The organism is Parvularcula sp. LCG005, assembly GCF_032930845.1.
Lineage (GTDB): Bacteria > Pseudomonadota > Alphaproteobacteria > Caulobacterales > Parvularculaceae > Parvularcula.
The window spans coordinates 2456788-2475222 of the sequence record NZ_CP136758.1; the positions used below are offsets into that span (position 1 = coordinate 2456788).

An 18435-nucleotide genomic window follows, 5' to 3' on the forward strand; every position below is an offset into this window, starting at 1 on the left:
TAACGACTCATTAAAGAGTTAGCAAGCCATTATTTTTTGCGTCAAATCAAGGCCAATCTGGGCGGGCGCCTGATTTCACGCGGCAGTCTGTAGCATATTCCACCATTTGATGCGGCGGATACGAAGTCCTACATTATTTACTGATCTAGAATGGAAATCAGACTAGGGTAGGGCCATGACACATTTTATTGATCGCCGGCTGAATCCAAAAGGTAAGTCCCTTGGCAACCGGCAGCGCTTCCTGCGCCGGGCCAAAGGGCAAATCAAGGAGGCTGTCGCAAAATCTTTGCGCGATCGATCGGTTAAGGAACTGGACAAGTCCGGTCGCATTTCCATTCCCGCCAAATCAACGGCCGAACCGCGCTTTCGTCACGACCCGACGAGCGGCCGACGCGAGCACGTCCATCCCGGCAACAAGGAATTTGCCGAAGGTGATCGCCTGCGCAAACCGCCATCGGGTCAGGGCGGCGGCGGGAAAGATGCCTCTGACTCCGGTGATGGTGAGGACAATTTCTCGTTCACCCTGACCCAGGAAGAGTTTCTGGACATCTTCTTTGAGGACCTTGAGCTGCCCAATCTGGTCAAGACGTCCCTCAAGCAGATGGAGAACTGGAAATATCGCCGGGCGGGCATGACCTCGGTCGGCAGTCCGACCAATATGAATCTGCTGCGCACGATGCGGAATGCCCATGGCCGGCGTCTCGCACTTGGGCGCCCCTCCTCCGCTGCCATCAGCGAACTGAAAGAGCGTCTGTTCGCGCTGGAAATGATCGCCCAGCCCAGTGCCGAGGAAATTCAGGAAACCAAGGACATCATCACCAAGCTTGAAGAGCTTGAGGCGCGCCGTCGCTGGGCGCCCTATATCGACCCGCTGGATGTGCGGTTCAATGCGTTTGAACCGACCCCCGTCCCGACCACCGCGGCCGTCATGTTCTGCCTGATGGACGTGTCCGGATCGATGGGAGAGCGGGAGAAGGACCTCGCAAAGCGGTTCTACATGCTCCTCTACCTCTTCCTGAAAAAGCGCTATGAGAAAGTCGAAGTCGTCTTCATTCGGCATACACACCATGCCGAGGAAGTGGACGAGGAGACCTTTTTCTATTCCCGCCAGTCGGGCGGGACGATTGTGTCCACAGCAATCGAGGTCATGCAGGATATTCAGCGCGACCGTTTCCCCACGGACCAATGGAATATCTATGTCGCCCAGGCCTCGGACGGGTACACCCAGTCCGGCGATGCCCAGCGCTGCGTTCAGCTTCTGAATGAGGAAGTGCTGCCGATCCTTCAGTACTATGCCTATATCGAAATCCTGGATGAGCGGGAGATGGATGTGTTCTCCGACCCCGATGCCGGAGCGGAGCTGTGGCGCGCCTATCGGTCGATTTCCGATGCGCGCTTCGCCCAGACGCGAATTGCGTCGCCCAAGGACATCTTCCCGGTGTTCCGCGAACTGTTCGCGAAGGACCGTCAGGGCAAGGCGGCATGAGAGGCGACAGCGCGCACGTGTCTTGCCGCCTCGCGGCTGTCATTGTCGCACTTTGTCTTGCGTCTGCCTGCAGTGCGCAGGAGGCGCGCCCTATTCATCTTGATGCCAAGGCTACCGCCGCGCTGATCAGTGAGCGTGACGAGATCACCCTTCTTGACGTGCGGACCCCGGAGGAATTTGCAGAAGGCCATATTGAGGGGGCTGTAAACATCGATGTTCTGTCACCAGATTTCGAAAGCCGCGTGCGTCAGCTCGATCTCTCCAAGCCGCACCTTGTCTATTGTCGAAGTGGCAACCGTTCGGCCCGCGCAACAGATATCCTCGAGAAACTCGGCGCGCGTGACCTCTATCATCTCGATGGGGGCATCAAGGCCTGGCGGGCGGATGACCTGCCCGTCTCCGGCAAAGAATAATCAGCCACCACCAAAATGAACGAAAATTAGCCATAGCGCGGCCACAGTCCCGGCTAGGCTAGAACCTGACGGCATCCGGATGGAGATGTCGGGGCAACAATCAAGAGTTATCCGATGAAAATCACTACACTGGCCGCCTTTGGCGCCTTCTCTCTCCTCGCCGCCTGCGCAAGCACAAGCGCCCTGCCCGATGACACGGCCATGGCGCCGCCAACGATCAGGGCCGCGGATCCGCAGATTGATACGCGCACCAATGTCGCGGCCGGCGTTTTTGAGGTCTCTCTCTATAATCCGTCCGACGTGCCGGTCTGCATCGCGGATGGCGACTGGCCGTCCCCTGATTTTCTGGGCAAGGAAGCCACTCCATCAGGCAGCCTGAACATGGCCAGCCAGTCCGTCTACGCGCTGGTGGCGGGCCAACGCTATCCGATCGAGGATGAGAATATCGGCTATTGTGACCCGTCTGCGACGGACCTTGTCGATGGTCATGCCTGCAAGATGGTCATTGCTCCCGGCACGACCCAGCGCGCGGTCATCCCCTTTGCCCGCTTCCCCGGCCTGATGCAGGCAACGTCCATGGGCCTGCCAGAACTTAACTATTCGCCACAGGTCACGGCCTGCCAATAATGTGTTATGAAGAACTGGGCCGTAAGGTCCTGTTCTGACAGACGCGAAAGGGCCGGCCATGAGTGTCACTGCAAAAACGGACAACCTCCTTTTTAACGAGGCGGCATGGACCTTTCAGGATTTGCAGCGCGCCTATGACGCGATCGAAGATATCGGTCTCAATGATCTCGGGCTCGACACCTACGCCAACCAGATCGAAGTGATTACTTCCGAGCAGATGCTCGACGCCTATTCTTCCCACGGCATGCCACTGATGTACCGGCACTGGTCCTTCGGGAAGCATTTTGCCCGCGACCAGCAGTCCTATCAGAAGGGTCATTCGGGCCTTGCCTATGAGATCGTGATCAACTCCGATCCGTGTATCGCCTATCTGATGGAAGAGAATTCGATGACCATGCAGGCGCTGGTCATCGCCCATGCCTGTATGGGGCACAACCACTTCTTCAAGAACAACTATCTTTTCCGTCAGTGGACGGATGCTTCATCCATCCTCACCTATCTTGAATTTGCGAAGAAATATATCGCGAAGTGCGAGGACGAGTACGGATTTGACGAGGTCGAAAGCGTTCTCGACGCCGCCCACGCGCTCATGGACCAGGGCGTTTACCGATATAACCGGCCACCGAAACTGTCCGACAGTGAGCGGGTCGAGAAGATCCGCGCCCGCGCAGAACACGAACGGGAAACGTTCAACGATCTGTGGCGCACCCTGCCAAATTCCGAAGAAAGCGAAGCCGATCAGCAGGAACGCCAGATGGAAGTGGCGAACATCAAGCTGCCCGAGGAAAACCTCCTCTATTTCGTCGAGAAGGCCTCCCCCTCGCTTCTACCATGGCAGCGCGAGCTGATCCGCATTGTGCGGAACATTTCCCAGTACTTCTACCCGCAGAAGCAGACCAAAGTGATGAACGAAGGCTGCGCCACCTTTGTGCACCACTACATCATGAATGAGCTGCACGCCCGCGGACAGATCTCCGACGGGTCGGTGATGGAGTTCCTGCACTCTCATTCCTCGGTCGTTTTTCAGCCGACATTCGATGATCCGCGCTATTCTGGCATCAACCCCTATGCCCTGGGCTTTGCGATGATGCAGGACATCGTCCGGATCGTCGAAACGCCGGAAGACGAAGACCGCGAATGGTTCCCGGACCTTGCCGGCCGAGGTGACTGGCGCGGTGCATTAAAAGATGCGTGGGCAAACTATCGTGATGAAAGTTTCATCCTGCAATATCTGTCACCGAAGCTGATGCGGGACTTCCGCTTCTTTGCCCTCGGCGACGACGGGAAGAAGCCATATTATCAGGTCACGGCCATTCACAATGAGCAAGGCTACAGGCAGGCCCGCAACAGCCTGTCCCGGATGTATGATCTGGGGCTGCACGAGCCGAATCTGCAAGTGGTGGCGGCGGATCTGTCCGGCGACCGGAAACTGGTCGTGCAACACACGATCTATAATGGCCGCAAACTGGACCCCGCCACACGCGGCGTCGTGCTCGGGCACCTTCAGACCCTGTGGGGCTATGAGGTTGAGCTGACCGAAGCGAAGGCCGAAGACATCTGAACCGACCATCTGCCGGACAAAGAAAAAGGCGCAGTCCGAAGACTGCGCCTGATCGGTCATGCTAGTTCAAGGGGGGAGAGAGAGACCAGCAACGACCAAACCAAAATAAGTGACCCACAACCGACGCTGCCCGCGCCCGTCAGGGGAAGCACACTAAAGCAAAACGGTGTAGCGGTGTCAACGAAAAGTTTGCCAGTAGCAGCGAAATTGTCTAGCATGGTCTCAGGGGAAGGAGAGCATGCCAATGGACGCGACAAAACGCATAAAAAAACGTCGGGCTCGTGGTACCGCGCAGCTGTTCGAACAGGTCGCCCGTCGCATTCTGGAAAAGCGCCACCGCGACGACCTGCATGCGGCCCAATGGTCAGCCCTTCGCTATTTTCAGCGCGCCGGACGCCAGACGGCGAATGTGATCGGCCTGTCCCAATATCTGGGGAACACGAGCGGCTCGACCTCACGAACGGCCCGGTCCCTTGTGGACAGGGCGTTGCTGACCGTAAGCCCCGCAGAGCATGATGCCCGCTCCGTCACGTTCAGGCTGACACCGGAGGGCGAGGCCACACTGGCCGAAGATCCGATGCTCGAGATCGCCGCCATTCTGGACACCCTTCCCCCTCAGGAGTTGGCGCTTCTCAGCAAGACCCTCGACACAATCCAGACTGAACTGCTCAAGCGCCGGACGCCAGAATGACGTCGGATATGCCGGACAATCCACTGGTCATCCTGAACGCGATCGACCGTGCCGGGGTGGGCTATGCGGTTACAGATCTGGGCGGCGTTATTCGGTCCTGCAGCCCGACCTATCGTCAGCACACCGCGCTATGGGCTGACCCGAACGATGACCGCCCATGGTTCATGCGGGATCCGGCGCCCGAAGAGACCATTGCGCAGCGCGCGGCGCTTTGGCGGACATTCATTGAGGAGGCGCAACGCTGGCAGGGCATGGTGCGCTGGCATATGCCCGATGGCTCTATCCGCTATTTCGAAGGCACGGCGGTCCGGGCGGGGGATGACCAGATCGTCCTTGTCACCAATGACCGGACAGACCGGGTCGAAGCAAGACGATCGATCCTCGAAATCCAGGACCGGCAACGACAGATCGTGACCTCCCTGCCCGTCGGCGTCTGCCTGCATGCGGACGATGGCAAGATTCTGTACACCAATGACTACCTGCCGCACAGAATCGGCCTGACCGCTGACGACTGCATCGGCAAGTCTTTGCAGGAGGCCTGCGGTGACCAGGTGTCCAATCTCTTCCAGCAATTGGTCGATGATGTCCGCATCAAGGGCGCCGCCGTCAACGGCCGCATCGCCGAGGTCACCGAGGGCCCGCTGGCGGGCACCCATTGGCTGCTTTTCGGCAAGGATATTTCCACGCGGGATGGGACGCGTGCCGGCATTCTCACCATCGCCGTTGACCGCACCGATAGCGTTCGCCTGCGCGAGGAGCGGTCACAATTTGCCGAAGCGATACACCAGACGCAGAAGATCGCCGCGCTGAATGATTTTGCCGGCAACCTCGCCCACGAACTCTCCAATTTGCTGCACCCGATTGGCGCATACGCACGCATGCTGACCAATAATCCCGACCACGAGAACCGGCAGCAGTTTGCGGCGAAAATCAATCAGGGGACATTGGCCGCGGGCCGTATTCTCCGCCGCACACTGGCCATGGCGCATACTGACCGGACCGAGCTGCGTCTGACAGACATCAGCGAAACGGTCGAAGCCACCATTGCGTCTGCCGAAGATCTGGCACCGACGGGTCTGGACTATGCCTATATGGATCAACGGCGCGCCTTCATGGCCTATTGCCAGCCAGGTGAATTGCGCCAGGTCCTCCTCAACCTCATCAACAATGCGGCCGAGGCGATGCACTATAGGGGTACGATCACGATCACCATGGCCGATGGTCTGCCGCGACCTTACGACCTCGATCTGATCCCGACAGGCACGGAACCTTTTGTCCGCCTGAGCGTCAGTGACCAGGGGCCGGGCATTACAGATACGGTCAGATCACGCATATTCGAGCCGTTTTTCACCACCAAACCGGTTGGTCGGGGCACCGGCCTTGGGCTTGCGGTGGTTCAGGGCCTCGTCAATGGCTGGGGCGGCGTGGTGTCGGTCGATACCCGTCCGGGTCTCGGCTCTACATTTCATATTTGGATACCTCAGGGGAATATGGAAGAATAACGTCCCATGGGGAGCCCGCTGCCGTGCAGCGCGGCAGGAGAGATATGTCATGAGCACTATATTGATCGTCGATGACGACGCCGCCGTCGCAGATGTGGTGAAGCTGGTGCTGAGCGAGGCAGGCCATAAGTGCCTTGTTGCCCACTCGCCGCGCGATGCCCTCGATGTGGTCGAAAAGCAGTCAGTAGACGGCATTATTCTGGATGTCTGGCTCGGTCGTGATGACGGGCTAGACCTGGCCGCGACGTTGATCGAGCGGATGCCAACCCAGCCGTTTATCATCATGTCTGGCGGGGGACCGGGCCGATCCCTTGAAATGGTCACGGCGCGAGCCGATGCGCTGGGGGCCTGCAGCGTTCTCTACAAGCCATTCGACGATGATGAACTCCTCACCGCCGTCGACGCCATGCTGGGCGGCACGTGCAGCGAGACCTGACGATCGCTCAGCGCAGGACGCAGCGATCAAGGCCATCGCGCTGAACAACAGCCATCCGCGCCTGCAATGTGCGCGTTCTTTTCTGCACATAGGGACCGGGCGGCGCGACGCGCCAATCGTTCGGATTCGGCAGGACGGCGGCCAGCAGCGCGGCCTCGTATTCTGTCAGGTCCCGGGCGGATTTGCCAAAGCGGGCCTGCGCGGCCGCTTCTGCGCCGAACAGGCCATCGCCCCATTCAGCCACATTGAGATAAACTTCCATTGTGTGGGTCTTGGACCAGAGCACTTCTGACACCAAGGTGAACCAAGCTTCCATCCCCTTGCGGATGAAGCCGCGACCAGGCCACAGAAAAGCGTTCTTGGCCGTCTGCTGCGAAATCGTTGAGGCACCGCGCAGACGCCCCCCGTCTTCGGCATCGTTGAGAGCTGACTTGATCTGCTCGAGATCGAAGCCGTGATGGGAACAGAACTTGGTGTCTTCCGCCGAGATGACCGCACGCACCAGATTGGGTGAAATCTGGCTGATCGGGACATATGTGTACTGAATATCCATCCCGTCATGACGACGGATGCCCATCAACATGGTCTCAGGCGGATGCGCGAAGCCATAGAACCAGACCCAGGCAATACTGAGGCCCACAAAGGTCGCAGCGCCGATCAAGCCATATCGCACACACCGCCACAGCCATGGCAGCAGCGACCCGATGGAAACCTTGAGCGGTAAACTCATAAAGCCACCTGTTCCCGGGCCCCTGACCTATTCCTGTGCGACGATACCGGCGCCGGCGGTGCGCCCCTGAGGGCTCTCCAGCCAAGCTTCACAGCACATCTTCGACAGCCTGCGCACCCGCAGGATATAGGACTGGCGTTCCGTGACGGAAATCACGCCGCGGGCATCAAGCAGGTTGAAGAGATGGCTGGCCTTGATGCAGTGATCATAGGCGGGAAGCACGAAACTCCGCCCCTCGGCACGGCCTTTTTCAATCGTCGACTCACACGCGGCCTCAGCCTCACGGAACTTGTCGAGCAGCACATCGGTGTCAGCGATTTCGAAATTATAGCCCGAGAATTCCACCTCCTGCTGGTGGAATACATCCCCATAGGTGAAAGGCGTTCCGTCGGGTTTCTTGCCGCCATAGACGAGGTCATAGCCATTATCGACGCCCTGCACATACATGGCGAGGCGCTCAAGGCCATAGGTCAGCTCACCCGTCACCGGTTTGCAATCAAAACCACCGACCTGCTGGAAATAGGTGAATTGCGTGACTTCCATCCCATCGCACCAGACTTCCCAGCCCAGACCCCAGGCGCCGAGCGTCGGGCTCTCCCAGTCATCCTCGACAAATCGGATATCGTGCTTGGCGCGATCAATGCCGATGGCGTCCAAAGAGCCCAGATAGAGCTGCTGGATATTGTCCGGCGATGGCTTCAGAACGACCTGAAACTGATAATAGTGCTGAAACCGGTTGGGGTTCGCACCGTAGCGGCCATCGCCCGGGCGACGGCAGGGCTGCACATAGGCAGCGTTCCATGGCTTCGGACCCAGTGAGCGCAGCGTGGTGGCGGGGTGAAAGGTCCCAGCCCCCATTTCGAGGTCATAGGGCTGGAGGATCACGCAACCGTGATCGGCCCAGTAATTCTGCAGCGTCAGGATGAGGTCCTGAAACGATTTGGTGTCAGTGCTTTTGTCGGTCATATCGCCACGACAGCTAGGCGAGAGCGCGCCTTAGCGCAACGCGGAATGACGCGCTGAAGGCGATGCCTTCTCCGCCGCGTTGGCAGCGAACGAATCCAGCCGGATCATCAGACGGGCGCCTTCTTCGGGCTGGCCCTGACGCGCCCGGCAGAGCGCGACCGTGCGATAGGCAAACAAATTCCAGGCATCCTGCGACAGGGCACGCTCTGCGGCACGGCAGCCAGTCTCGTTGTCGGCCGCAGCCATCACGGCCTGAGGCGCTGCGGTCGCAAGCCCGGTACGGCTGAGCAATCTGTCGAGGTCTGCCTCAACAGTATCGACTGTCGCGCGGCGCGGCGATGGAGTCGCCGCCGAAAATTCGTAGTCGAAGCACAAGCGGTTTGGCCCGCACGGCGTCACGCTGATCGCGCGGGGCAGCGATGCGGCCTCAACGGTCAGGGCCGTCCCTTCGCGACTGGAACTCATGGAAATCCGGCGAATATACTCGCTGCGGCTGCTGACGTCGGCTGAGAAATCAGCTCTGGCCGACACGATCAGAAAGCTGCTCTCGCCCATCGGTTCGGCCGAACAGGAGGCTGAACAGACGACCTCCACGCGGGAGGTATGGCCGTCATCGCCGACGCGTACGTCAGCAATCGGTGCGGCGCTCGAGGCGAGCGCAAAAAGGGCGACGATGGACATAACGACTCACTGAGAACTGGAACGTCTGGTGAGAGCGATGTACCGAAATATGATTAAGGAAACCGGAGCGAAAGCTGAATAGACTATTAATACAAACACATAGAGCGGCGCCAGTCGCATGACGGAGCTCGGCAAATCGGCCGTCAGCGCCGACCACGGCAACATGCCCGCAAAGCTGAGCGCCACACTTTCGGCGGCTGGCCACCACAGCATGGAGGCAAAAGTCAGGAGAATGACACTGTGTCCGACGCTGTACAGCATCGCAAAGAGGCTCGACATGGCGGTATCGGCGCGCGGCACCACGGCGAGCGCCAGACCGAGCACCACCGCCACGAACACTGCCGCCCCGACAAGCGCGTTGGCAGGCGGCACATGCCCCAGATAAAGGACCAGTGAGCCAAGAACGCCGGAAGCCGAAGCACCGCCCGCGGCCATACCCGCTGGCACCGTCAGCCAGCCCGGACCGCGCAATTGCAGCAAATGTCCTCTCGCCACGCTCATAGCCGCCCCATTACATCCCAGCAAAGCATAGCACGCCGACGCGCCACGTCTAACCGAAAAACGATAAAAATATTCCCCGTCGCTGCACGCCGACGGGGGGCAAAACGTCGGTAAAATCCATCGCCGCTTGACACTGGGGAGGGCCGGCGACACGAGGACCGCACCTCCGCCTCAGACCTGAAAGAGCAGAATTTTCATGACCGAGCCTCGTGCCCTGACCGGCCTTTCCCAGATCGCCGACCAGTATGATGCGGTGCTGTGTGATGCATGGGGCGTCGTGCACAACGGCCAGCGGCTCTATGACGGCGTCGGTGAGGCGCTGACCCAGTTCCAAGCGACCCGTGGGCCCGTCATCATCCTGACGAACGCGCCGCGCCTTTCCGATGTCATCCCTGCCCAGCTCGACAGTCTCGGTCTGTCCCGCGATGCCTATACGCGCGTCGTGACCTCAGGCGATGCGACGCGGGCAGCCGTGACACAACGGGCCGACAGTGCCTTTTTCAAACTGGGTCCGTCCAAGGATGAGACCCTGTTTTCAGCCCTGCCCATTTCATTTGTCCCGCTGGACGAGGCAGATGTGATCGTCTGCACCGGCCTGTTCAATGAAATGACCGAGACGCCTGAAGACTATCGCGACATGCTGAAAGATGCGGCGCGCCGGAACATTCCGATGATCTGCGCGAACCCCGACAAGGTGGTGAAACTCGGTGACCAGTTGATCTACTGCGCCGGTGCGATTGCGGATGTGTATGCTGAGCTTGGCGGCAACGTCATCTATGGCGGCAAGCCCCATGCGCCGATCTATGAACTGTCCCGCGACGTCCTGCGCGACAAGGGGCTGCCCGCCGATGCGCGCCTCCTGGCCATTGGTGACGGTGTCCAGACCGATATATTGGGAGCCAACGAGCAGAATATTGATGTCGTCTTTGTCGCCGAAGGAATCTTCAGCGAAGAAAGCCGAGACGATAGCGGCCATCTCGACACGGGCAAACTGGCGCAGCTGCTCAAGAAACACGGTGTGCATGCTGAATATGCAATGGATGGACTGGTCTGGTGAGCACGCCGACAGTCATCCGGGCACCGCTGCATTGTGATGTTGCGCCGGCGCTGCGCGATCGGCTGGCCGTCATTGGCAATATGGATGGTGTTCATCTGGGTCATCAGGTGCTGCTCGACGAAACCGTTCGGCTGGCCGGTGAGCGGCCCACAGCGGCCATCGTCTTTGAACCCCATCCGCGCCGCGTCTTCGCACCCGAAAGCGCGCCGTTCCTGCTGACCGACCTGACCACCAAGACAGAGATTATTTCGGCACACGGCATCGACACAATTTTTGTTCTGCCCTTTATCGACGACCTTTACCGTCAGACGCCGGAGAAATTCGTCCAGCAAACTCTCGGCCAGCGACTGGGCCTTGCCGGCATCGTGACCGGCAGCGACTTCCAGTTTGGCAAGGGCCGCGCCGGGGATGTCTATGCCCTGAAAGGGCTGGCCGAACAGATGGGCATGGAAGCGCATGCCATTACACCGATCCTCAAGGACGGCGGGGACAAATATTCCTCCTCCGCCATCCGCCAGGCCCTGCGCGAAGGACGACCAGAGGACGCCGCCCAGCAATTGGGGCGCCCCTTCGGCATTCGCGGCGACGTGATTGAGGGTCGCAAACTGGCGCGTAACCTCGGTGTGCCGACAGCGAATGTGGCGCTTGCCGACTATGTCCGTCCCCTGTTCGGCGTCTACGCCATCAACGTGGATATTGGCGATCGGCACGTGCCGGGTATTGCCAATGTGGGCATCCGCCCGACAGTGGATGGGACCGCCCCCCTGCTCGAAGCGCATCTTTTCGACTTTGACGGCGATCTCTACGGTCAGACCATCCGCGTCGACCTGCTCCACTTCATCCGGCCGGAGCAGAAATTTGACGGGCTTGACGCGCTCAAAGCGCAGATCAGCAAGGATTCCGGCATCGCCCGCGACTGGCTGTCAGAAAACCTTGGGCTCTGAGGCTGTTCAGCGGCAGCGAGACTCCGTAGACAGGAACAATGAAGCAACATCACGTGCGAATTCTGGGGCTTGATCCCGGCCTGCGCCACACCGGCTGGGGCCTGATCATCGCTGAGGGATCACGCCTCTCCTATGTGGCAAGCGGCCGAATTTCCACGCCTACGGAAGGTTCACTGGCCTTCAGGCTGGCGCAACTGTCACTGGCGCTGGAAGCCGTCGTTGCGGATATGGGCCCGCACGAGGCCGCCGTTGAAGAAACCTTTGTCAACGCCAATGCCCGATCTGCGCTGAAACTTGGCCATGCCCGAGGCATCTGCTTGCTCGCCCCGGCACGACTTGGCCTGCCCGTCGCTGAGTATGCCGCCAATCTGGTCAAAAAGGCCGTGGTCGGTGCCGGGCACGCTGAGAAGCATCAGGTCTCGGCCATGATCAGCAGGCTGATGCCGCAGGCGCGGGACCTGACTGCCGATGCCGCGGACGCCCTCGCCGTTGCCGTCTGTCATGCCAGCCACCGCCAGCATCTGGCCCGGGTGAGCGCATGATCGGTCATTTGAACGGACGTGTGCTGAGCGTATACGCGGATACCGCCATCATTGATGTTGGCGGCGTTGGCTATGAGGTCAGCGGCACCTCCCGCCTCCTGGGCAACATGGCACCGGGCGACGAGGTTTCCCTGTCGATCGAAACACTTGTGGCTGAGACCTTCATCCGCCTAGTCGCCTTCCCGACAGAAACAGAGCGTCGCACCTTCCGGCTGCTGCAAAGTGTGCAGGGGGTGGGTGCAAAAGCGGCCCTGTCCATCCTGCACGTCCTGTCGCCCCATGCGCTGATGGATGCCATCGCCGTTCAGGATAAGACCGCTGTCGCCCGTGCCCAAGGGGTCGGACCAAAGCTGGCGCAACGAATTGTCACCGAACTGAAAGGCAAGACCGGCGTCCTGCTGCATGCGGATGACTTCCGGCCCGGTACTGCTGAACCGCCTGCGGCCAGCCCACCGGCGCCAACGTCCATGGCCGAAGATGCCGTCTCCGCGTTGATCAATCTTGGCTATGATGAAACGCTGGCGCGACGAACCGTCAGAACCGTCGCTGCAGAGAATGACAGCGTCGAAGCCATCATCACTGCGGCGCTGAAAAGTCTGTCTACATCATGAGCGTCGTCGACCCCCGCCCTCAGGAGCACGACCCTGACGCCGCCTTAAGGCCCAAGCGCCTGTCGGACTTCACCGGTCAACCGCAGACCAAGGACAATCTGTCCGTCTTCATTCAGGCCGCAAAGCAGCGCCGCGAAGCGATGGATCACGTCCTGCTGCACGGCCCGCCCGGCCTTGGCAAGACCACCCTTGCCCAGATCATCGCGGCGGAGCTGGGCGTGGGGTACAGATCGACATCCGGCCCGGTCATCAGCAAGGCGGGTGACCTGGCGGCGATTCTGACTGGCCTTGAAGCCAATGACGTTCTGTTCATTGACGAAATTCACCGGCTCAGTCCGGCCGTCGAGGAGATTCTCTATCCTGCAATGGAGGATTACGCCCTCGACATTCTGATCGGTGAGGGCCCGTCGGCCCGGTCGGTCAGGATTGACCTGCCGCGATTTACGCTGGTCGCCGCCACCACACGGTCCGGCCTGCTGACAAAACCGTTGCTTGACCGGTTCGGCATCCCGCTGCGCCTCGACTTCTATTCGGCAGATGAGCTACGCGCAATTATCCGTCGGGGGGCGGAAAAATTGGGTGTCGCGATGAGTGAAGATGGCGCGCAGGAGATCGCGAGCCGGTCACGCGGAACACCGCGGGTCGCCGGTCGTCTGCTGCGACGCGTGCGGGACGTTGCGGTTGTGGAGGGGCGCCTGCCCATCACGGCCGAGGTGGCCGACAGCGCACTCAGTCGCCTGAACGTGGATCGCTTGGGCTTGGAAATGCTTGACCGGCGTTACCTTTCGATCATTGCCGAGCATTTCGGCGGCGGTCCGGTGGGCGTGGAAACAATTGCCGCAAGCCTGTCCGAGGCGCGCGACGCCGTCGAAGACGTGATTGAACCGTTCCTGTTACAGCAGGGACTGATCCAGCGAACGCCCCGGGGACGTATGCTGACAGACAAAGCCTATGCGCATCTGGGGCTACCGCCACCGGGACGGCAGATCGGTGAGCTGATCTGATGGAATGGCAGCATGAGGTGCGCGTCTATTTCGAGGACACCGATTTTTCGGGTGTCGTCTATCACGCCGCCTATCTCAAATTCTTTGAACGGGCACGGACAGAAGCGCTGCGCCAGACGGGGCTTGATCATCGGACACTGATCGAAGCGGAACCGCCCACGGCGCTCACCGTCCGCCATCTGTCGATCGACTATTTCAAACCCGCCCGGATCGATGATCTTCTGACCATCCGGACACAGACCGCCGAGTTGCGCGGGGCCCGGCTCGTTTTTCTTCAGACCGCCTTCCTCGACGAGGAGAAGCTGACTGAGGCCCGCGTCACAATCGCCTGTATGGATATGGCGGGACGGCCACGGCGCCTGCCCCGCCATATCGCAACCCGGCTGGGGGCGGTGTCAGGCGATCAGGCGTGAGAGGCGATCGGCCAGACGGGGATCGGTCTTGAACTCGCCCAGGAAACAACGCGTAACGCAGGTCACTTCATCCTTATGGATGCCACGTGTCGTGATGCACTGGTGCTCTGCATCGATGATAACGGCCACGCCGCGCGGTTTCAGCACTTTGTCGATCGTGTTCGCGATCTGATTGGTCAATGTTTCCTGACTTTGCAGCCGCTTGGAAAACGTGTCCACGAGCCGCGCCAGTTTGGACAGGCCGACCACCCGATCGCTGGGGAGATAAGCCACATGCGCCGTGCCGAGCAGTGGAGCGACGTGGTGTTCACAATGGCTTTCCACACGAATATTCTTGAGAAGGACGATATCGTCATATCCCTCTACCTCCTCGAACGTCGTCGAGAGTACGGCCTCAGGGTTTTCACGATAGCCCATGAACCAGTCATCATAGGCATTCACAAAACGTTTCGGCGTATCGATCAACCCTTCCCGCTGGGGGTCCTCACCGATATAAGCGAGAAGCGTACGGACTGCTTCTTCTGCATCGGCCTTCGTCGGCTTTTTCGCCATTACGATGCTCCCTTGATCGCAGCGACCAGCCCCGCCATTTCAACCGCAACGGCGGCCGCTTCCGCGCCCTTATTGCCCGCTTTCGTCCCTGCCCGTTCAATCGACTGCTCGATCGTGTCAGTGGTCAGTACACCAAAGGCGACCGGCACGCCGGTTGACTGCATGACGTGGGAAATGCCTTTCGCGGCCTCACCGGCCACATAGTCAAAATGCGGTGTCGCGCCGCGGATGACACAGCCGAGCGCGACAATGGCGTCGTATCGGCCGGTCTCAGCCGCCGTCTTTGCCGCGAGCGGTAGCTCGAATGCACCGGGCACGGTAATGTGCGTGATCGCATCGCCCGGCACGCCGTGGCGACGCAGGGTCGCGATGGCGCCACTGGTCAGTTTTTCAACGATGAACTCGTTCCATCCCGTGTCAATCACGGCCACTTTTAGGTCTGCGTTCTTTGCGGTGGCTTCAATTTTCACAACCATCAGGCTGCCTCTGCTTTCTGTCTATAGGCCACCAATGCTTCGACGGTGACCACGGGGATGTCATGTTTGCGGGAAAACACCATGAGGTCGTCGCGGCGTGCCATGGTGCCGTCATCATTCATGATTTCGCACAGAGCGGCACCTGGCCGGCATCCAGCGAGCTTGGCCAGGTCCACACTTGCCTCGGTCTGCCCCGTGCGGGCCAGAACGCCATCAGCACGGGCGCGAAGCGGAAACATATGACCGGGCTTGACGAGATCGTCGGGGCGCGATTCAGGGTCGATCAGCACGGCGATGGTCCGTGCACGGTCGGCGGCGGAGATTCCCGTGGTCACCCCCTCACGTGCTTCGACCGAGACTGTGAACGGCGTTCCAAAGCCGGAATGGTTATCCTCAGGCGGCACCATTTGCGGCAGGCCCAGACGGTCGATCCAGTCCGGCGCCAACGCACAACAGATCAGACCGCGGCCGTGGACAGCCATAAAATTGACCGCTGCGGCATCAGCGAATTCAGCCGCGATGATCAGATCGCCCTCATTTTCACGCCCCTCATCATCACAGACGATAACGAAACGTCCTGCCCGTATGGCTTCAAGGGCGGTATCAATGCTCGCAAAACTCATGCGCGGGCCTCCATAATCTTTTCGGCGTATTTCGCCATGATGTCAGTCTCCAGATTGACCGGATCACCGACGGATTTGAGCGCCAGGACAACGAGCGCCTGGCTATGAGAAATGAGGGTCAGGGTGAAATAATCCGGCCCCGTATCGACGACCGTCAGGCTGGTCCCGTCGACGCAGACATATCCCTTGCGGACGATATATTTCATCAGCTCAGGCGGTGTTTCGATCGTGTAGTTGAGCGCGTCCCCTTCAGGCTCGATCGCACGGATGCTACCGGTGCCGTCGACATGCCCCTGCACATAATGTCCGCCCAGCCGTGTTGTGGGCAGAACGGCGCGTTCCAGATTGACGCGATCACCTTCCCGCAACACGCCCAGCGATGTTTTTCTCAAGGTCTCAGGCGCAAGGCCAACCGTAAACTGACCATCATCAAAGGTAACAACTGACAGGCAGACACCGTTGACATTGATGGAATCGCCAAACCGCACATCGGTCAGGACTGTGGACGCACCGATTGTCAGCTGGAATCCGTCATCTTTCGGTCCCACCGACAGAACGATTCCCATCTCTTCTACGAGGCCTGTGAACATAATTCCTCCGACTAAACCCGGCCCCGGACAAGAATGTCCGGCCCGAGCGTACAGGTTGAAACATCGCGGAGACGCAGCGCATCCGATAATTGATCTGCCCCCACACCATTGATGGCCGACCGACCGCCGCCCAGAATGACGGGCGCAATAAAGGCCCAGACCTCATCCACCAGGCCATCATCAAAAGCGCTGCCCAATACCGTGCCACCACCCTCGATCATCACGGCGTTCAGGCCGCGCTGACCCAACTGGTCAAGAAGCGGCGCAAGATCAGGGCGACCATTCCGAAGCGACAGTGGGCAGATCTCAGCCCCCGCCTGCTCGAGCGCGGCGCGGCGGTCGGCATCGGGATGGGGACCGGAAACGATCATGACCGAACCTGGACTGGAAAGGAGCTTTGCCGTCGGTGGTGTACGCAGATGTGTATCAAGGACAATCTTGACGCTGGGCGCTGGAACCACGCCGTCTGGTCGGGGATCAAGCGATGGGTCATCCGCCAGAACCGTTCCTATGCCGACGATAATACCATCCGTCTGCTGCCGCAGGTCGTGACCCGCAGCCCTCGCTTCTTTGCCCGTGATCCACTTCGATTGACCCGACGGGGTCGCCGTCCGACCGTCCAGAGACATGGCGAGCTTGGCGTAGACGTAAGGGCGACCATTCAGCACACGGTTGATCCAGGGACGGACCAGGTCATGCGCCGCTTTGTCATCGGCATAGTGAACATCAACACCCGCCTCGCGCAGACGATCGGCACCGCCCGCTGCAAGAGGGTTAGTATCTGCGGCACCGTACACGACCCGTCCAATCCCGGCGTCAAGGAGAGCACCGGCGCAGGGCGGCGTGTTGCCGTAATGATTGCAGGGCTCAAGGGTCACGTAGGCTGTGGCGCCGCGTGCGGAATCTCCGGCATCGGCCAGCGCGGCCGCTTCGGCATGCGGTGTACCGGGCCCCCGATGCCAACCGCGCCCTACGACCTGACCATTGGCCACGATCAGGCACCCGACCATCGGGTTTGGCGCGGTGCGACCCGCCGCCTGCCTGGCCAGCGCGATGGCCTGTTCAAGATATGCAGTGTCGCCAGTCAATGCCGCCGTCAGTCCTTTCGCAACCGGACTTTGGGGGCACGCATGATGAGCTTGACCTATTCGACGCGGAATACGGCCAAGAACGCCCTGGCGGGAACAATCCTCGCCAGGCGGCACATCATGAACCTTCTCACATCCGGACTATGACCGTCGGCTCTGGAATCGCACCAGATCCTGCGTCAGGCGAAAGCCGTCAGCTCGCGGGCTGAGAGGAATACCTCATCACCGCCGGTGGGGACTTTCACCCCGCCCCGAAAGTTCGTTTCAATTGTGAAGACCACATAAGCGTGGAAAACAGCGCGGACAAGCCCTGTCCGCGCTCAACCGCCGAACAGCTTACTTAACGCCAGGCAGGTTCAGGACCGCACGCTCATCCTTGGAGATGACCACTTGCTGGCCACCGGTCACCGCATCGATCGATTCAAGACGGGTCGCTTCCCAGCTCTCACGATCCTCAACGCGCAGAGGCGCTTCCTCGTCGTTGATGTTGCGACCCTCGAATTTCCAGAAGATCAGCTGGTTGGCGAGGCTGTCATCCTTTTGCGCGCGGCCACCATTTTCAGCGGCCAGGATGGCGCGGATGTTGGGGTCCACTTCGAGCGCCCCAACCTGCTGCAGCAGCACGAGTTCACCATCGCTTGGTGGATTGGTGGTCTGGTCACCAAGAAGAAGCTGGCGAGTGCGCTCAGATGAGGACAGGCGCTCCGGGCGGGTTTCACCCGGTGCAGGCGGCTTCAGCGCATAATCAGGAGGCACGGTCAGGGGTGCCTTGGTCACGATAGCGAATTCATCGGGCGGGTTCTTCCCGCCACCAAGGGCTTTGCCCATGGACTCGCAGCCGCTCGCAAAAATAGCGAGACCTGCCAACACAACAACGGCGCGAATGGGGGCCATGTGAACGCTCCTGATCAATTAGGTCACAACTTATAACCAGACATTGG

General features: G+C 60.0%; 23 protein-coding genes and 1 riboswitch. Of the genes, 13 read left to right on the top strand and 10 right to left on the bottom strand.

From position 1 onward, the window contains the following. Positions 1 to 175 precede the first annotated feature (175 nt). The 7 genes from RUI03_RS11625 (at position 176) to RUI03_RS11655 (ending at position 6716) form a co-directional block, all read left to right on the top strand. Entirely contained in the window at positions 176 to 1486 is a 1311-nt protein-coding gene (locus tag RUI03_RS11625; protein ID WP_317287632.1) for a YeaH/YhbH family protein, read from the top strand. Next, a complete protein-coding gene (locus RUI03_RS11630; protein WP_317287633.1) occupies positions 1483 to 1899 on the top strand; it encodes a rhodanese-like domain-containing protein in 417 nt (138 codons plus the stop codon). The genes RUI03_RS11625 and RUI03_RS11630 overlap by 4 nt, the downstream gene beginning before the upstream one ends. Positions 1900 to 2013: 114 nt before the next feature. Then, positions 2014 to 2526 carry a hypothetical protein gene (locus RUI03_RS11635; protein WP_317287634.1) on the top strand — a complete coding sequence of 171 codons (513 nt, stop codon included), beginning with the start codon at positions 2014 to 2016 and terminating at the stop codon, positions 2524 to 2526. A 58-nt stretch (positions 2527 to 2584) separates the two neighbouring features. After that, positions 2585 to 4087, top strand: coding sequence for a SpoVR family protein (locus RUI03_RS11640; protein ID WP_317287635.1), 1503 nt, complete (start codon positions 2585 to 2587; stop codon positions 4085 to 4087). A gap of 244 nt (positions 4088 to 4331) precedes the next feature. Beyond that, the gene (locus tag RUI03_RS11645; RefSeq protein WP_317287636.1) at positions 4332 to 4778 is read left to right on the top strand and encodes a MarR family winged helix-turn-helix transcriptional regulator; all 447 of its coding nucleotides are present in this window, start codon (positions 4332 to 4334) and stop codon (positions 4776 to 4778) included. Then, positions 4775 to 6280 (top strand): two-component system sensor histidine kinase NtrB, encoded by a 1506-nt coding sequence (locus RUI03_RS11650; RefSeq protein ID WP_317287637.1) that lies wholly within the window; start codon positions 4775 to 4777, stop codon positions 6278 to 6280. The genes RUI03_RS11645 and RUI03_RS11650 overlap by 4 nt, the downstream gene beginning before the upstream one ends. A gap of 49 nt (positions 6281 to 6329) precedes the next feature. Next, entirely contained in the window at positions 6330 to 6716 is a 387-nt protein-coding gene (locus RUI03_RS11655; RefSeq protein WP_317287638.1) for a response regulator, read from the top strand. 7 nt (positions 6717 to 6723) lie between these two features. Here RUI03_RS11655 and mtgA read toward each other — a convergent pair whose 3' ends face one another. From mtgA to RUI03_RS11675, 4 genes are read right to left on the bottom strand one after another with little or no spacing between them, the layout of a single operon-like run. After that, positions 6724 to 7446, bottom strand: a complete 723-nt coding sequence (gene mtgA, locus RUI03_RS11660; protein ID WP_317287639.1) for a monofunctional biosynthetic peptidoglycan transglycosylase — start codon at positions 7444 to 7446, stop codon at positions 6724 to 6726. A 27-nt stretch (positions 7447 to 7473) separates the two neighbouring features. Further along, the gene (locus tag RUI03_RS11665) at positions 7474 to 8412 is read right to left on the bottom strand and encodes a glycine--tRNA ligase subunit alpha (RefSeq protein ID WP_317287640.1); all 939 of its coding nucleotides are present in this window, start codon (positions 8410 to 8412) and stop codon (positions 7474 to 7476) included. A 30-nt stretch (positions 8413 to 8442) separates the two neighbouring features. Beyond that, positions 8443 to 9093 carry a hypothetical protein gene (locus tag RUI03_RS11670; RefSeq protein ID WP_317287641.1) on the bottom strand — a complete coding sequence of 217 codons (651 nt, stop codon included), beginning with the start codon at positions 9091 to 9093 and terminating at the stop codon, positions 8443 to 8445. Positions 9094 to 9099: 6 nt separating this feature from the next. Continuing rightward, the gene (locus RUI03_RS11675) at positions 9100 to 9594 is read right to left on the bottom strand and encodes a hypothetical protein (RefSeq protein WP_317287642.1); all 495 of its coding nucleotides are present in this window, start codon (positions 9592 to 9594) and stop codon (positions 9100 to 9102) included. 196 nt (positions 9595 to 9790) lie between these two features. Between RUI03_RS11675 and RUI03_RS11680 the strand changes: the two genes are divergently transcribed. From RUI03_RS11680 to ybgC, 6 genes are read left to right on the top strand one after another with little or no spacing between them, the layout of a single operon-like run. Next, the gene (locus RUI03_RS11680; RefSeq protein WP_317287643.1) at positions 9791 to 10651 is read left to right on the top strand and encodes a TIGR01459 family HAD-type hydrolase; all 861 of its coding nucleotides are present in this window, start codon (positions 9791 to 9793) and stop codon (positions 10649 to 10651) included. Then, a complete protein-coding gene (locus tag RUI03_RS11685; protein ID WP_317287644.1) occupies positions 10648 to 11595 on the top strand; it encodes a bifunctional riboflavin kinase/FAD synthetase in 948 nt (315 codons plus the stop codon). Before RUI03_RS11680 ends, RUI03_RS11685 begins: the two co-directional genes overlap by 4 nt. 38 nt (positions 11596 to 11633) lie before the next feature. Further along, positions 11634 to 12137, top strand: coding sequence for a crossover junction endodeoxyribonuclease RuvC (ruvC, locus tag RUI03_RS11690; protein ID WP_317287645.1), 504 nt, complete (start codon positions 11634 to 11636; stop codon positions 12135 to 12137). Further along, positions 12134 to 12748: a Holliday junction branch migration protein RuvA gene (ruvA, locus tag RUI03_RS11695; protein ID WP_317287646.1), complete on the top strand. Its 615-nt coding sequence runs from the start codon at positions 12134 to 12136 to the stop codon at positions 12746 to 12748. Before ruvC ends, ruvA begins: the two co-directional genes overlap by 4 nt. Continuing rightward, the gene (gene ruvB / locus RUI03_RS11700) at positions 12745 to 13752 is read left to right on the top strand and encodes a Holliday junction branch migration DNA helicase RuvB (RefSeq protein ID WP_317287647.1); all 1008 of its coding nucleotides are present in this window, start codon (positions 12745 to 12747) and stop codon (positions 13750 to 13752) included. Before ruvA ends, ruvB begins: the two co-directional genes overlap by 4 nt. After that, positions 13752 to 14165 carry a tol-pal system-associated acyl-CoA thioesterase gene (ybgC, locus tag RUI03_RS11705; protein WP_317287648.1) on the top strand — a complete coding sequence of 138 codons (414 nt, stop codon included), beginning with the start codon at positions 13752 to 13754 and terminating at the stop codon, positions 14163 to 14165. The genes ruvB and ybgC overlap by 1 nt, the downstream gene beginning before the upstream one ends. On the opposite strand, the gene folE is transcribed toward ybgC, so the two are convergent. The 6 genes from folE to RUI03_RS11735 form a co-directional block, all read right to left on the bottom strand. Continuing rightward, complete coding sequence (folE, locus tag RUI03_RS11710; protein ID WP_317287649.1) at positions 14148 to 14717, bottom strand: GTP cyclohydrolase I FolE; 570 nt, start codon at positions 14715 to 14717, stop codon at positions 14148 to 14150. The genes ybgC and folE overlap by 18 nt on opposite strands. After that, positions 14717 to 15193, bottom strand: a complete 477-nt coding sequence (gene ribE, locus RUI03_RS11715; RefSeq protein ID WP_317287650.1) for a 6,7-dimethyl-8-ribityllumazine synthase — start codon at positions 15191 to 15193, stop codon at positions 14717 to 14719. Before ribE ends, folE begins: the two co-directional genes overlap by 1 nt. Beyond that, positions 15193 to 15816: a 3,4-dihydroxy-2-butanone-4-phosphate synthase gene (gene ribB / locus RUI03_RS11720; RefSeq protein WP_317287651.1), complete on the bottom strand. Its 624-nt coding sequence runs from the start codon at positions 15814 to 15816 to the stop codon at positions 15193 to 15195. The genes ribE and ribB overlap by 1 nt, the downstream gene beginning before the upstream one ends. Then, positions 15813 to 16406 (bottom strand): riboflavin synthase, encoded by a 594-nt coding sequence (locus RUI03_RS11725; RefSeq protein ID WP_317287652.1) that lies wholly within the window; start codon positions 16404 to 16406, stop codon positions 15813 to 15815. The genes ribB and RUI03_RS11725 overlap by 4 nt, the downstream gene beginning before the upstream one ends. 11 nt (positions 16407 to 16417) lie before the next feature. Further along, positions 16418 to 17494, bottom strand: a complete 1077-nt coding sequence (gene ribD / locus RUI03_RS11730; protein WP_317287653.1) for a bifunctional diaminohydroxyphosphoribosylaminopyrimidine deaminase/5-amino-6-(5-phosphoribosylamino)uracil reductase RibD — start codon at positions 17492 to 17494, stop codon at positions 16418 to 16420. Positions 17495 to 17614: 120 nt separating this feature from the next. Further along, positions 17615 to 17757: riboswitch (FMN riboswitch) on the bottom strand. 73 nt (positions 17758 to 17830) lie between these two features. Continuing rightward, entirely contained in the window at positions 17831 to 18388 is a 558-nt protein-coding gene (locus RUI03_RS11735; RefSeq protein WP_317287654.1) for a DUF3035 domain-containing protein, read from the bottom strand. Positions 18389 to 18435 lie beyond the last annotated feature (47 nt).

Bases quoted from the DNA above. Each gene is read 5' to 3' on its own strand.
- RUI03_RS11625 (WP_317287632.1), top strand. From the start codon at position 176: ATGACACATTTTATTGATCGCCGGCTGAATCCAAAAGGTAAGTCCCTT.
- RUI03_RS11630 (WP_317287633.1), top strand. From the start codon at position 1,483: ATGAGAGGCGACAGCGCGCACGTGTCTTGCCGCCTCGCGGCTGTCATT.
- RUI03_RS11635 (WP_317287634.1), top strand. From the start codon at position 2,014: ATGAAAATCACTACACTGGCCGCCTTTGGCGCCTTCTCTCTCCTCGCC.
- RUI03_RS11640 (WP_317287635.1), top strand. From the start codon at position 2,585: ATGAGTGTCACTGCAAAAACGGACAACCTCCTTTTTAACGAGGCGGCA.
- RUI03_RS11645 (WP_317287636.1), top strand. From the start codon at position 4,332: ATGGACGCGACAAAACGCATAAAAAAACGTCGGGCTCGTGGTACCGCG.
- RUI03_RS11650 (WP_317287637.1), top strand. From the start codon at position 4,775: ATGACGTCGGATATGCCGGACAATCCACTGGTCATCCTGAACGCGATC.
- RUI03_RS11655 (WP_317287638.1), top strand. From the start codon at position 6,330: ATGAGCACTATATTGATCGTCGATGACGACGCCGCCGTCGCAGATGTG.
- mtgA (WP_317287639.1), bottom strand. From the start codon at position 7,446: ATGAGTTTACCGCTCAAGGTTTCCATCGGGTCGCTGCTGCCATGGCTG.
- RUI03_RS11665 (WP_317287640.1), bottom strand. From the start codon at position 8,412: ATGACCGACAAAAGCACTGACACCAAATCGTTTCAGGACCTCATCCTG.
- RUI03_RS11670 (WP_317287641.1), bottom strand. From the start codon at position 9,093: ATGTCCATCGTCGCCCTTTTTGCGCTCGCCTCGAGCGCCGCACCGATT.
- RUI03_RS11675 (WP_317287642.1), bottom strand. From the start codon at position 9,594: ATGAGCGTGGCGAGAGGACATTTGCTGCAATTGCGCGGTCCGGGCTGG.
- RUI03_RS11680 (WP_317287643.1), top strand. From the start codon at position 9,791: ATGACCGAGCCTCGTGCCCTGACCGGCCTTTCCCAGATCGCCGACCAG.
- ruvC (WP_317287645.1), top strand. From the start codon at position 11,634: ATGAAGCAACATCACGTGCGAATTCTGGGGCTTGATCCCGGCCTGCGC.
- ruvA (WP_317287646.1), top strand. From the start codon at position 12,134: ATGATCGGTCATTTGAACGGACGTGTGCTGAGCGTATACGCGGATACC.
- ruvB (WP_317287647.1), top strand. From the start codon at position 12,745: ATGAGCGTCGTCGACCCCCGCCCTCAGGAGCACGACCCTGACGCCGCC.
- ybgC (WP_317287648.1), top strand. From the start codon at position 13,752: ATGGAATGGCAGCATGAGGTGCGCGTCTATTTCGAGGACACCGATTTT.
- folE (WP_317287649.1), bottom strand. From the start codon at position 14,717: ATGGCGAAAAAGCCGACGAAGGCCGATGCAGAAGAAGCAGTCCGTACG.
- ribE (WP_317287650.1), bottom strand. From the start codon at position 15,193: ATGGTTGTGAAAATTGAAGCCACCGCAAAGAACGCAGACCTAAAAGTG.
- ribB (WP_317287651.1), bottom strand. From the start codon at position 15,816: ATGAGTTTTGCGAGCATTGATACCGCCCTTGAAGCCATACGGGCAGGA.
- RUI03_RS11725 (WP_317287652.1), bottom strand. From the start codon at position 16,406: ATGTTCACAGGCCTCGTAGAAGAGATGGGAATCGTTCTGTCGGTGGGA.
- RUI03_RS11735 (WP_317287654.1), bottom strand. From the start codon at position 18,388: ATGGCCCCCATTCGCGCCGTTGTTGTGTTGGCAGGTCTCGCTATTTTT.